This is a genomic window from Pseudomonas sp. GW822-FHT03F08 (genome assembly GCF_058801265.1).
In genome coordinates, this window is sequence record NZ_JBXANC010000017.1 from 1 (window position 1) to 12145 (window position 12145).

At 62.3% G+C, this 12145-nt stretch carries 12 protein-coding genes; 5 read left to right on the forward strand and 7 right to left on the reverse strand.

Annotation, left to right across the window (positions count from 1 at the left end; translation table 11 throughout):
* Positions 1-94: 94 nt before the first annotated feature.
* The 7 genes from nagE to AC1RME_RS28935 form a co-directional block, all read right to left on the reverse strand.
* Positions 95-1810 (reverse strand): N-acetylglucosamine-specific PTS transporter subunit IIBC, encoded by a 1716-nt coding sequence (gene nagE, locus AC1RME_RS28905; protein WP_493092081.1) that lies wholly within the window; start codon positions 1808-1810, stop codon positions 95-97.
* Between the two features lie 23 nt (positions 1811-1833).
* The gene (gene ptsP, locus AC1RME_RS28910) at positions 1834-4347 is read right to left on the reverse strand and encodes a phosphoenolpyruvate--protein phosphotransferase (RefSeq protein WP_493092083.1); all 2514 of its coding nucleotides are present in this window, start codon (positions 4345-4347) and stop codon (positions 1834-1836) included.
* A 35-nt stretch (positions 4348-4382) separates the two neighbouring features.
* The gene (locus tag AC1RME_RS28915) at positions 4383-5405 is read right to left on the reverse strand and encodes an SIS domain-containing protein (protein ID WP_096819227.1); all 1023 of its coding nucleotides are present in this window, start codon (positions 5403-5405) and stop codon (positions 4383-4385) included.
* A complete protein-coding gene (gene nagA, locus AC1RME_RS28920; RefSeq protein ID WP_096819229.1) occupies positions 5386-6492 on the reverse strand; it encodes an N-acetylglucosamine-6-phosphate deacetylase in 1107 nt (368 codons plus the stop codon). The genes AC1RME_RS28915 and nagA overlap by 20 nt, the downstream gene beginning before the upstream one ends.
* A gap of 30 nt (positions 6493-6522) precedes the next feature.
* Positions 6523-7254, reverse strand: a complete 732-nt coding sequence (locus AC1RME_RS28925; protein WP_007954613.1) for a GntR family transcriptional regulator — start codon at positions 7252-7254, stop codon at positions 6523-6525.
* Between the two features lie 329 nt (positions 7255-7583).
* Positions 7584-8099 (reverse strand): L,D-transpeptidase family protein, encoded by a 516-nt coding sequence (locus tag AC1RME_RS28930; protein ID WP_096819231.1) that lies wholly within the window; start codon positions 8097-8099, stop codon positions 7584-7586.
* Between the two features lie 103 nt (positions 8100-8202).
* Positions 8203-8754, reverse strand: a complete 552-nt coding sequence (locus AC1RME_RS28935; RefSeq protein WP_096819233.1) for an NUDIX hydrolase — start codon at positions 8752-8754, stop codon at positions 8203-8205.
* 147 nt (positions 8755-8901) lie between these two features.
* On the opposite strand from AC1RME_RS28935, the gene AC1RME_RS28940 reads away from it, so the two are divergent.
* The 5 genes from AC1RME_RS28940 to purT all read left to right on the forward strand — a co-directional run bounded on the left by AC1RME_RS28940 (position 8902) and on the right by purT (position 12099).
* Entirely contained in the window at positions 8902-9501 is a 600-nt protein-coding gene (locus AC1RME_RS28940) for a CoA pyrophosphatase (RefSeq protein WP_085608172.1), read from the forward strand.
* A 47-nt stretch (positions 9502-9548) separates the two neighbouring features.
* A complete protein-coding gene (locus AC1RME_RS28945) occupies positions 9549-10073 on the forward strand; it encodes a gamma carbonic anhydrase family protein (RefSeq protein ID WP_011332606.1) in 525 nt (174 codons plus the stop codon).
* Complete coding sequence (locus AC1RME_RS28950; protein WP_096819234.1) at positions 10070-10285, forward strand: DUF1289 domain-containing protein; 216 nt, start codon at positions 10070-10072, stop codon at positions 10283-10285. Before AC1RME_RS28945 ends, AC1RME_RS28950 begins: the two co-directional genes overlap by 4 nt.
* Before the next feature lie 64 nt (positions 10286-10349).
* Entirely contained in the window at positions 10350-10817 is a 468-nt protein-coding gene (locus AC1RME_RS28955) for a preQ0 transporter (RefSeq protein WP_096819236.1), read from the forward strand.
* 100 nt (positions 10818-10917) lie between these two features.
* Positions 10918-12099 carry a formate-dependent phosphoribosylglycinamide formyltransferase gene (purT, locus tag AC1RME_RS28960; protein ID WP_096819237.1) on the forward strand — a complete coding sequence of 394 codons (1182 nt, stop codon included), beginning with the start codon at positions 10918-10920 and terminating at the stop codon, positions 12097-12099.
* Positions 12100-12145 lie beyond the last annotated feature (46 nt).

The following is a 12145-nucleotide window of genomic DNA, read 5'->3' on the forward strand; positions in this document are numbered from 1 at the left end:
CACCCCCGGATGAATCCCTCCACTCAGCCTGCCGATGGGGCCGGCACGTCAAAAGCGGTACTCGAGCTAACGCTCATCGTGTTGAGTGGTGGTCCTAAACCTTGGCACTCACCTCACTCCGATTAACCAACCCCTCCAGCGCCGCACTCAAACTCTGCGCCCGATCCCCCACCAGCAAGTGCCACACGCCATCTTCCAATGCGCTCACGCCCAGGCAGCCCAGTTCTTTCAATCGGCTTTCCGACAGCGCTTTGCCATCGGCCAGTTGCAGGCGAATCCGGCTCATGGCGATGCAATCAAGTTGTAGCACATTGTCGCTGCCGCCCAGGGCAGTCAGCCATTGCTGTGCCAGCGGTGCAGCGACTGCAACCGGTTCACTGGTTTCGATGACGGCGACAGGTGCAACCACGACGGCACGTCCCAATGCGGGCATCGCCAGGCGAATCTCATCGGCAATGCTGTCGGCCATCGGCCCTACAACCACCTGCAAACTCCCGCCCTTGCCCGGACGCACAACGGCCATCGCGCCCAGCGCTTTCAAATCCGCATCCGAAGCTTTGTTGCGATCGACCATTTCCAGTCGCAGCCGCGTGGTGCACGCGCCAACCGTGACCAGATTCTCTGCACCACCGAGTGCCTTGATATAAGCCCCGGCGCGTTCGTTTTCGGTCAGAACCGCTTTGTCGGCGGTGGCGACGTCTTCACGCCCCGGCGTCTTCAGGTTGAAGCGACGGATACAGAAATCGAACACCGCGTAATAGATGACCGCATAAGCGAGGCCCACCGGGATCACCAGCCAGCCATTGGTGGACTTGCCCCAGCCGAGCACCATGTCGATGAAGCCACCGGAGAAGGTGAAACCCAGATGAATGTTCAGCGCATTGGTGATCGCCATCGACAGCCCGGTCAGCAGCGCATGCACCAGGTACAGCAGCGGTGCGAGGAACATGAAGGCGAATTCGATCGGTTCGGTTACCCCGGTCAAGAACGAGGTCAGGGCCATCGACAGGAAGATCCCGCCCATCACTTTGCGTCGTTCCGGCAGGGCGTTGCGGTACATCGCCAGGCACGCCGCGGGCAGGCCGAAGATCATCATCGGGAACATGCCGGTCATGAACTGGCCGCCCTTCGGATCGCCAGCGAAGTAACGCGACAGGTCGCCGGTGACCAGGGCGCCGGTGGTCGGGTCGGTGAAGTTGCCGAACACGAACCACGCCATGTTGTTGAGGATGTGGTGCAGGCCGGTGACGATCAGCAGGCGGTTGAATACACCGAAGACGAAGGCGCCGAAGCTGCCGCTTTCCATCATCAGGCTGCCGAAGCTGTTGATGCCGTGCTGGATCGGCGGCCAGATGTAGCCGAACACCACGCCCAATCCCACCGCCGCAAAACCGGTCACGATCGGTACGAAACGCCGGCCGCCGAAGAACGCCAGATACTCTGGCAACTTGATGTCCTTGAAGCGGTTGTACAGCGCGCCGGCCATCAGGCCGCTGACGATCCCGGCGAGCATGCCCATGTTGATACTGGCGTCGAGCACCTTCAGCGTGGAGATCATCACCAGGTAACCGATCACCCCGGCGAGGCCGGCGGTGCCGTTGTTGTCCTTGGCGAAACCGACCGCGATGCCGATGGCGAAGATCATCGCCAGGTTGGCGAAGATCACCTGGCCGGCGTCGTGGATGATCGCGATGTTCAGGAGGTCGGTGTCGCCCAGGCGCAGCAGCAGGCCGGCGATCGGCAGGATCGCGATCGGCAGCATCAGCGCTCGGCCGAGGCGTTGGAGGCCTTCGATGAAGAGTTGGTACATGGCGTTTGTCCTTGTTGTTTTTGTTAGCGCAGAGGCCAATGTTGATGACAGGCATGACGCACCGCGGCGGCGCTGCTCAGCTTGAGCAAGTCCCGGGCGAGGCGTTGGCATTCGGCTTCGTGCACCTGGCGCACGCGATCCTTGATTTCGCCGATCTGTACCGGGCTCACCGACAGTTCGGTCACGCCCAGGCCGATCAACACCGGCGTCGCCAGCGGATCGGAAGCCAGGGCACCGCACACGCCGACCCAGCGTTTATGCACCGCCGCGCCTTCGCAGGTCATGGCGATCAAGCGCAGCAGTGCCGGGTGCAAGGCATCGACCCGTGCGGCGAGGCCGGCGTGGTCGCGGTCCATGGCCAGGGTGTATTGCGACAGGTCGTTGGTGCCGATGGACAGGAAGTCGGCGTGTTCGGCCAGTTGTTCGGCCTGCAAGGCGGCGGCCGGGACTTCGATCATCACGCCGATTTCCGGACGTAGGCTGATGCCCAGTTCCAGGCACAGCGCATCGACCCGTTGGCGGATGTGCAGCAGTTCGTCGACTTCGGTGACCATCGGCAGCAGGATCCGGCAGCGCTGCAACGGGCTGACTTGCAGCAGGGCGCGCAGTTGCTGATCGAGGATTTCCGGGCGGGCCTGAGCCAGACGAATACCGCGCAGACCCAAAACCGGGTTGGCTTCCACTGGCAGCGGCAGGTAATCGAGTTGTTTGTCGCCGCCGACGTCGATGGTGCGGATGATCACCGACTTGTCGCCCATGGCATCGATCACCGCTTGGTAGGCGGTGCGCTGTTCTTCGACGTCCGGCGCGGTGTGGCGATCGACGAACAGGAACTCGGTGCGCAACAGGCCGACGCCATCGGCGCCATTGGCAAACGCGTCCGCTGCTTCATGGCTGGAGGCGACGTTGGCGACCACTTCGATGGCCACGCCGTTGCGGGTTTCCGCCGGCAGATGGGCTTGGGCTTGCTGGGCTTCGCGACGTTGTTGGCGGTCGATCTGGGCTTGCCGGACTTCGGCCAGTCTTTCGCCATTTGGCGTCAGTTCGAGGCGCCCGCCGTCGGCGTCGAGGACCACAGATTGACCTTGCGCTTGATCCAGTAGCGCCGAGCCCAGTGCGACCATGCACGGCAGGCCTTTGCCCCGGGCCAGAATGGCCACGTGGGATGTCGCGCCACCTTCGGCCATGCACAACCCGGCGACACCTTGCGCGCTCAGTTGCAGCAAGTCCGAAGGCGTCAGTTCGTGGGCGGCGACAATGGCGCCGGCCGGCACGTCGTAATGCCAGGCTTCGCCGAGCAGGGCACGCAGCACCCGTTGTTTCAAGTCGCGCAGATCGTTGGCACGCTCGGCCAATAGCGCGCTGCCGGTGTTCTGCAGCACCTCGCATTGCACATCGATCGACTGACTCCAGGCGTGAGTCGCCGCAGTACCGGTTTCGATCGATTGCTGCGCGGCATCTAGTAGTGCTGGGTCTTCCAGCAATGCCAGATGCGCGGCGAAGATCGCTTCTTCGTCGGCATTACGCTGTTTTTTCGCCTGGGCGAGGGTGCCGTTGATTTCGCTGCGAACCTGATTCAGTGCCGCGTCGAGGATCTGCAATTGGTGTTCGGGCTGATGATTGCCAGCGTCCGCCGGCAGGCTGATCGCGTTCAAGCGAAACAGCGGCCCGCCGACCAGACCCGGTGCGGCGCACACACCGTGCAACACGCCGGCCTCGGCCGGGCGATTGCGTGGTGCAGAAACAACCGGTGCTGTGGCGTGATGATCGTCGGGCAGAGCGGTGGCCAAGGCCGTGAGCAAGGCTTGCAGTGCAGCTTGCGCATCGGAACCCTGGCAGCTGACTTGCACTTCGTCCTGCTCGCCAATCGCCAGGCCCATCAAGCCGATAAGACTGTTGCACGGCGCCGACTTGCCGGCGAAATGCAGCTGCGACTGGCTCTTGAAACCTTGCGCGGTCTGGCGGATCAACGCGGCCGGGCGTGCATGCAGGCCACCGCGATGGGCGACCCGCACGTGACCGTGAACTTCAGGGCCGCCGGTTTCTTCTGCATTCGCCGCCGTGCTGTGACGAGCAACTATGTGCAGCAGCGGTTCGCCAACCTTCACCGTTTTCAGGGTGATGGGACGCGCCTGAAAGTCCTGGCTGTTGGTCAGGATCAGCAGGCTGACCAGGCTTTTGCACTGGCGGCCGACCTTGTCCAGGTCATAGCGCAGCAACGGCTGGCCACTGCTGACCCGAGTGCCTTCCTTGACCAGCATCGAGAAACCTTCGCCCTGCAACTCGACCGTGTCGAGTCCCAGGTGCAGGAGGATTTCCGCGCCGTTGTCGGCACGCACGGTCAGCGCGTGGCTGGTGCGGGCAACGTGGATCACCACCCCGGCGCAGGGCGAATACAAGGTGTCGTTCAGCGGATCGATGGCAATGCCGTCGCCCATCGCGCCGCTGGCGAACACCGCGTCCGGAACTTTGGCGAGCGTGAGCACCGGGCCGCTGAGCGGGGCGCTTAAAGTCAGCTCTTTATTGTTGTTGTGCATGGCTCGGTCTCATCAGGAAAACGTTCGGTTCGGACTCAGTGCGTACGAGTGACTTTGCTCAGGTGTCGCGGCTGATCCGGGTCCATGCCACGGGCCACGGCCAGACCGGCCGCCATCACGTAGAAACTCTGGATCGCCAGGATCGGGTCGAGCGCCGGATGCTCCGCGCGGCTCAACGTCAGGTCGCGTTCGCTCACGTCATCCGGTGCGGCCAGCAGCACGCGGGCGCCGCGCTGGCGCATTTCGGCCGCCAGGCTCAGCAGACCGGCCTGTTCGGCACCGCGCGGGGCGAACACCAGCAGCGGATAGTGTTCGTCGATCAGGGCCATCGGGCCGTGACGGACTTCGGCGCTGCTGAAGGCTTCGGCCTGGATCGCCGAGGTTTCCTTGAATTTCAGTGCGGCTTCCTGGGCGATGGCGAAACCGGCGCCACGGCCGATCACCATCAGGCGTTCGCAATCACGCAGGGCGTCGATGGCCAGGCTCCAGTCCTGTTGCGCGGCGTCGCGCAAGCCTTCGGGCAAGGCGTTGTGCGCTTCCAGCAATTCGCTGTCCTCTTTCCAGTGCGCGATCAGACGGGCGCTGGCACTGAGGGTGGCAATGAAGCTCTTGGTCGCGGCGACGCTGCTTTCGGTGCCGGCCAGCAGCGGCAGGCTGAATTCACACGCGGCCTCCAGCGGCGAGTCGGCGGCGTTGACCATCGACACGCTCAGTGCGCCGCGCTTGCGCAGCAGACGCAGGCTGTTGACCAGATCCGGGCTCTGTCCCGACTGGGAAAACGCGAACGCAACCTGACCGCTGACTTTCAACGGCGCCTGTTGCATGGTCACCACCGACATCGGCAGCGACGCCACCGGAATGCCCAGTTGCTGCATGGTCAGGTAGGCGAAGTAGCTCGCCGCATGATCGGAACTGCCACGGGCGACGGTCATCGCCACTTGCGGCGGCTGACGGCGCAGGCGCCCGGCGATCTCGATCATCGAGCCATCGAGCTGTTGCAGTTGGGCTTGCACGGCCTCGAACGAGGACAGCGCCTCCTCAAGCATTTTTGAAGTCAATGTCTTCTCCTTCGACCATGACGGCGGTCAGTGTGAGTGAGCGATCCAGCCGCACGCAGTCGGCCCAGGCGCCCGGTTGCAGGCGCCCGCGTTCGGTGATGCCGAGGTAGTCGGCGGGGAATTGCGAAAGACGTTGCGAGGCCTCGGCGATCGGCAGACCGATCTTCACCAGATTGCGCAAAGCCTGATCCATGGTCAGGGTGCTGCCGGCCAGCGTGCCGTCCGGCAGGCGCACGCCGCCCAGGCATTTGGTGACGGTGTGGCTGCCGAGCTTGTACTCGCCGTCGGGCATGCCGGCGGCGGCGGTCGAATCGGTGACGCAATACAGGCAAGGAATCGAGCGCAGGGCCACGCGGATCGCACCGGGGTGCACGTGCAGCAAGTCCGGGATCAACTCGGCGAATTTGGCGTGGGCGAGGGCGGCGCCGACGATGCCCGGTTCGCGGTGATGCAGCGGGCTCATGGCGTTGTACAAGTGCGTGAAACTGGTGGCGCCGGCTTCGAGGGCGGCGACACCTTCCTCGTAACTGCCGAGGGTGTGGCCGATCTGCATGCGGATGCCACGGCGGCTCAGTTCACGAATCAAGCCGTCGTGGCCGGCGATTTCCGGGGCGATGGTGATCACCCGGATCGGCGCGAGTGCCAGATACTCTTCGACTTCGGCCATCAGCGCGGTGTGGGCAAAATTCGGTTGCGCGCCGAGTTTGCCGGGATTGATATACGGACCTTCGAGGTGAACGCCGAGGACCCGGGCGGCGCCTTTCGGACGCTGCTCGCAGAATTCGCCGACATCCCTGAGCACGCTGGAGATCTCGGCACTCGGCGCGGTCATCGTGGTGGCCAGCAGCGAGGTGGTGCCGAAACGCACGTGGGTCTTGGTGATGGTCTCGAAGGCGCTGGTGCCTTCCATGATGTCCTTGCCGCCACCGCCGTGGACGTGCAGATCGATGAAGCCCGGCAGCAGATAAGGCAGGTCGTTGCCCGCCGGATCGCAAGGCACGCCTTCGATGGACACGACTCTGCCGTGTTCGTGGATCAGCCGGCCGCGAATCCAGCCGTCAGCGGTAAGGATGTTGTCTTCGGACATTTCGCTTCTCTCGTTTGGCCTGGCTGCTGATCAGCGGCGAAGCTCTGCAACAAAGTCGTAGTAGTCGTTGCGGCAATAGGTGTCGGTGACTTCGATCGGCGTGTTGTCTTCCAGATAGCCGACCCGGGTCATCAGCAGCATCGCGGTGCCGGGGGCGATGCCGACCAGCGCGGCGAACTCGTCCGAGGCGTTGATCGCCTGGATGTGCTGCAAGGCGCGCACGATCGGTTTGCCGATGCTGTCGAGGTGTTCGTAGAGCGAATCGCCCACCACTTGCGGCTTGGGCATGATCGAGGCGGGCAGGGTGCTCATCTCGATGGCCATCACCGTGTCGTCGGCTTTGCGCAGGCGTTTCATGCGCGCGACCTTGTCGTTCGGCGACAGGCCGAGGCGGATCAGTTCTTCGTGGGTTGGCAGGGTGATTTCCCGCTCGAGCCATTGCGAGCTGGGCACGAAGCCCTTGAGACGGAGCATTTCGCTGAAACCCGACAGGCGCGACAGCGGTTGTTCAAGGCGTGGGGTGATGAAGGTGCCGGAACCTTGCAGGCGGCGGATCAATCCTTGATCGAGCAAGACTTCCAGCGCCTTGCGGGCGGTAACCCGAGAAATCCCCAGCATTTCGCTGAGATTGCGCTCCGACGGCATCGCCTGTTCGGCTTTCCACTGGCCGGCATGGATCGCGGCTTCCAGGTTGCGCGCCAGTTGCAGGTACAGCGGCGTCGGCTGGGAGTCGTCAGGGCGCAGGGCGTGTAGATCATTCATACAGGCATTTCCGGAGCTGATATTGGATTGTTGTCGCTCGCTGTTTCGGCGAAAACTAATACCACTTGCATACCATGTCAACGCGGCGGAAAGGCCTGTAGTCCTTTGGAATCGGGTGTTTCAGGGTGGGTGGTTTCAAGTGGTATTAGAGGTGGGCTCTGGAATGCAAAAGATCGCAGTCTGCGGCAGTTCTGGCGGGTGAAAGTGGTATCACCGTTCAGACGTTGCCGCAGGCTGCGATCTTTTGAATTTATTTTTTGCGGGCGACCAATGGTCAGAGGGAAGGGCCGCTTCGCGGCCCGGAGAGAGCAGGCGCCCTGGTGACAGAATCAGGGGCGGATTTCGATCATCGTGCCGTCTGGCACCAGGTTCCAGACTTCGCGCATGTCGACGTTGCGCATGGCGATGCAGCCGTCGGTCCAGTCCAGGGTGTGGAACAGGTTTTCCGGGTTGTCTTCGGAATCCGGCGTGCCGTGGATCATGATCATGCCGCCAGGCTCGACGCCTTCGCGCCGGGCGCGGGCGGAGTCGCTGATGTTCGGGTAGGAGATGTGCATCGACAGGTTGAATTTGTCGCTGGTCTTGCGCCAGTCGATCCAATAGAAACCTTCAGGTGTGCGTTTGTCGCCTTCAATCAGTTTCGGGCCTTTTTTCGCGCCCTTGCCCAGGGAAATGCGATAGCTCTTGAGCGGCTTGCCATCGGCGATCAACTGCAGTTGATGAGCCGATTTGAGCACCAGTATTTTTTCGATGAGCGGGGTGTTCGAAGGCGTCACGGTGGTCACGAACGACGCTTGGGAGACGGTGACGAACGACAGGCAAAACAGGGCAAGCAACCAGCGCATTGAAACGATTCCCCAGAAGGTGATGCAGATAATTTATTTATAGATCTTATGCAGGCGCTGTCGCGGGCTGCGCACGCGGGTTATCGGCCGGCTGGCGCTGAAATCAAGTGATGGCCGGTTGAGCGAGCGGCGGGATCGATTCCGAGCGCACCGGGTAAGTCTCGGCGCGGCGGTCAGCGAAGAAGCATTCTAAGGTACGGCCCACTGTGCGGAAAGCCAGCTCGTCCCATGGAATCTGCGCTTCGTCGAACAATTGCACTTCGAGGCTCTCGGGGCCGGCGGAAAAATCCAGGTCCGCCAGCTCTGCGCGAAAGAACACATGCACCTGACTGATGTGCGGCACGTCGATCAGGGTGTAGATGCTCAGGTTACGCACCCGGGCGCAGGCTTCCTCGGCGGTTTCGCGGATGGCGGCCTGCTCGATGGTCTCGCCGTTCTCCATGAAGCCGGCGGGCAGCGTCCAGTAACCGAGGCGCGGCTCGATGGCACGGCGGCAGAGCAGGACTTTGCTGCCCCAGGTCGCCACGCATCCGGCCACGATATTGGGGTTCTGGTAGTGAATGGTCTGACAGCTGTCGCAGACAAATCGCAGCCGCGAGTCGCCTTCGGGAATGCGCTGGGTCACCGGGTTGCCGCACTGGCTGCAAAATTTCATGCTGGGGTTCCTGAATGCTGCGCCTATCTTGGCGTGCAGCGGTGTCAGTCGGCAAGTTGTCGTTTCGCGACATGACCCTTGTTCGGGGCTTGGGCGGTCGCATTGATTGGTGCATGATGCAGGGCAAGGCACAGATCGAGAACACTTATGCTGGACGAGCTACTGCACCGGGTAAGCAATCACACGCCGCGCACGCTGGAGACCGACACGCGTTTCCCCGAGGCCGCCGTCCTGGTGCCGATTACTCGCAGTGACGAACCCGAGCTTGTCCTGACCTTGCGCGCCAGCGGGCTCTCGACCCACGGTGGCGAAGTCGCTTTTCCCGGCGGTCGACGGGATCCGGAGGATCCGGACCTGATCTTTACCGCGCTGCGTGAAGCCGAAGAAGAAATCGGCCTGCCGCCCGGCCTGGTCGAAGTGATCGGCCCGCTCAGCCCATTGATCTCCCTGCATGGCATCAAGGTCACACCGTATGTCGGGGTGATTCCCGATTTCGTCGAATACCAGGCCAATGATGCCGAGATCGCTGCGGTGTTCAGTGTGCCGCTGGAATTCTTCCGCAAGGATCCGCGCGAACACACCCATCGCATCGACTATCAGGGTCGCAGTTGGTACGTGCCGAGCTATCGTTATGGCGAATACAAGATCTGGGGGCTGACGGCGATCATGATCGTCGAGTTGATCAACCTGCTCTATGACGCCAAAATCAGCCTGCATCAGCCGCCCAAAAGCTTTATCAACACCTGAAGCCATCGTTCGAATGGCCAGCCATCGTGAGCCCTGAGGAAAACAAGATGAAATACCGCCTGGGCGACGCCCGTGTCGAGACCCATCCGCAGAGCTGGGTCGCCCCCAATGCCGTGCTGGTGGGCAAGGTCAGACTGGAAGAGGGCGCCAACGTCTGGTTCAACGCCGTGTTGCGCGGCGACAACGAACTGATCCTGATCGGCAAGAACAGCAACGTGCAGGACGGCACCGTGATGCACACCGACATGGGCTACCCGCTGACCATCGGCACCGGCGTGACCATCGGCCACAACGCCATGCTCCACGGCTGCACGGTCGGCGACTACAGCCTGATCGGCATCAACGCGGTCATTCTCAACGGCGCGAAAATCGGTAAAAACTGCATCATCGGCGCCAATTCGCTGATTGGCGAAGGCAAGGAAATTCCCGACGGTTCGCTGGTGATGGGCTCGCCGGGCAAAGTGGTGCGTGAGTTGACCGAACAACAGAAGAAGATGCTCGAAGCCAGCGCCGCCCACTATGTACATAACTCGCAGCGCTATGCGCGCGATCTGGTCGAGCAGGAAGAATGAATACGGTTGAGCGGCCGGTGGCCTCGCCCTGCGTGAATATTTGCGCGTTGGATGACGATGACATTTGCACCGGTTGCCAGCGAACGGTCGAGGAAATCACCCGCTGGAGCCGGATGACCAACGACGAGCGGCGGGCGGTGCTGGGGTTGTGTCATGAGCGGGCGAAGTCTAGTGGGCTGGTCTGGATGATCGGCAAAACGCCTGGGCAATAGCCGATTTGATTGGCGTCGTCGAAGGGCTGAAGTAACCTGTGCGCCAAATTGACAGGTCACGCCCATGATTTTCCTCATCGCTTACATCAGCAGTGTCGTGCTGATCAATTTCGCCTTCTCCACCGCGCCGCACCTGGACATCATCTGGTCAGCCTGGGGCGGGCTGGTGTTCGTGTTGCGCGACATGGTGCAGATCCGGTTCGGCCACGGTGCGATTGCGGCGATGCTGGCGGCGCTGGTGCTGTCCTATGTCACCTCCGATCCATCGATTGCGCTGGCCAGCGCCACGGCGTTCGCGGTGTCCGAGTGCATCGACTGGCTGGTGTTCACCGTCACCAAGCGGCCGTTGCGTGACCGCCTGTGGATCAGTTCGGCGCTGAGCATTCCCCTCGATACCTTCATCTTTTTCGGCATGATCGACCTGCTGACGCCACCGGTGATCATCACTGCCCTGGCCTCGAAGTTCGCCGGTGTCACCGCCGTCTGGCTGATCATGGCCTGGCGCGAGCGTAAACAGGCTGTCGCCGGCTGAAGCCAAACCCTCAGGTTCATGTAAAATGCCGCGCTTTCTCCCCATGGAAAGCGCGTCTGGCGTTGCTTTCCTCGATGATCCGCTTCTTTGAGGACCTGAGATGACCCGTATCGGAACTCCATTGTCGCCGACCGCGACCCGCGTATTGCTGTGTGGCTGTGGTGAGTTGGGCAAGGAAGTGGTGATCGAGCTGCAACGCCTGGGCGTTGAAGTGATCGCCGTTGACCGTTACGCCAATGCGCCGGCCATGCAGGTTGCTCATCGCAGCCACGTGATCAACATGCTCGATGGCGCAGCCCTGCGTGCGGTGATCGAAGCCGAGAAGCCGCACTTCATCGTGCCGGAAATCGAAGCCATCGCCACCGCTACCCTGGTCGAGCTGGAAGCTGAAGGTTTCACCGTGATCCCGACTGCTCGCGCCGCTCAACTGACCATGAACCGCGAAGGCATCCGTCGTCTGGCCGCCGAAGAGCTGGATCTGCCGACTTCGCCGTACCACTTCGCCGACACCTTCGAGGACTACAGCAAAGCCGTTGAGGACCTCGGCTTCCCGTGCGTCGTCAAACCGGTGATGAGTTCGTCGGGCAAGGGCCAGAGCCTGCTGCGCAGCGTCGCTGACGTGCAGAAAGCCTGGGATTACGCGCAAGAGGGCGGTCGCGCTGGCAAAGGTCGGGTGATCATCGAAGGTTTCATCGATTTCGACTACGAAATCACCCTGCTGACCGTTCGTCATATCGGTGGCACCACGTTCTGTGCGCCGGTCGGCCACCGTCAGGAGAAAGGCGACTACCAGGAATCCTGGCAGCCACAGGCCATGAGCCCGATTGCACTGGCTGAATCCGAGCGCGTTGCCAAAGCGGTAACTGAAGCCTTGGGTGGTCGTGGCCTGTTTGGCGTCGAATTGTTCATCAAGGGCGATCAGGTGTGGTTCAGCGAAGTGTCGCCGCGCCCGCACGACACCGGTCTGGTGACCCTGATTTCCCAGGACCTGTCGCAGTTCGCCCTGCACGCCCGGGCGATCCTCGGCCTGCCTGTACCGCTGATCCGTCAGTTCGGCCCATCGGCTTCGGCGGTGATTCTGGTGGAAGGTCAGTCGACCCAGACCGCATTCGCCAACCTCGGCGCTGCACTGAGCGAGCCGGATACCGCGCTGCGTCTGTTCGGCAAGCCTGAGGTCAATGGCCAGCGTCGCATGGGCGTGGCCCTGGCGCGTGACGAGTCGATCGAGGCCGCTCGTGCCAAGGCGACCCGTGCTTCTCAGGCAGTCGTTGTAGAGCTGTAATCTCGCTATCTGATCGCGACCGCCTGTGCGGGAGCGATCATTGCGC

Bases quoted from the DNA above. Each gene is read 5' to 3' on its own strand.
- nagE (WP_493092081.1), bottom strand. From the start codon at position 1,810: ATGTACCAACTCTTCATCGAAGGCCTCCAACGCCTCGGCCGAGCGCTG.
- ptsP (WP_493092083.1), bottom strand. From the start codon at position 4,347: ATGCACAACAACAATAAAGAGCTGACTTTAAGCGCCCCGCTCAGCGGC.
- nagA (WP_096819229.1), bottom strand. From the start codon at position 6,492: ATGTCCGAAGACAACATCCTTACCGCTGACGGCTGGATTCGCGGCCGG.
- AC1RME_RS28925 (WP_007954613.1), bottom strand. From the start codon at position 7,254: ATGAATGATCTACACGCCCTGCGCCCTGACGACTCCCAGCCGACGCCG.
- AC1RME_RS28930 (WP_096819231.1), bottom strand. From the start codon at position 8,099: ATGCGCTGGTTGCTTGCCCTGTTTTGCCTGTCGTTCGTCACCGTCTCC.
- AC1RME_RS28935 (WP_096819233.1), bottom strand. From the start codon at position 8,754: ATGAAATTTTGCAGCCAGTGCGGCAACCCGGTGACCCAGCGCATTCCC.
- AC1RME_RS28940 (WP_085608172.1), top strand. From the start codon at position 8,902: ATGCTGGACGAGCTACTGCACCGGGTAAGCAATCACACGCCGCGCACG.
- AC1RME_RS28945 (WP_011332606.1), top strand. From the start codon at position 9,549: ATGAAATACCGCCTGGGCGACGCCCGTGTCGAGACCCATCCGCAGAGC.
- AC1RME_RS28950 (WP_096819234.1), top strand. From the start codon at position 10,070: ATGAATACGGTTGAGCGGCCGGTGGCCTCGCCCTGCGTGAATATTTGC.
- AC1RME_RS28955 (WP_096819236.1), top strand. From the start codon at position 10,350: ATGATTTTCCTCATCGCTTACATCAGCAGTGTCGTGCTGATCAATTTC.
- purT (WP_096819237.1), top strand. From the start codon at position 10,918: ATGACCCGTATCGGAACTCCATTGTCGCCGACCGCGACCCGCGTATTG.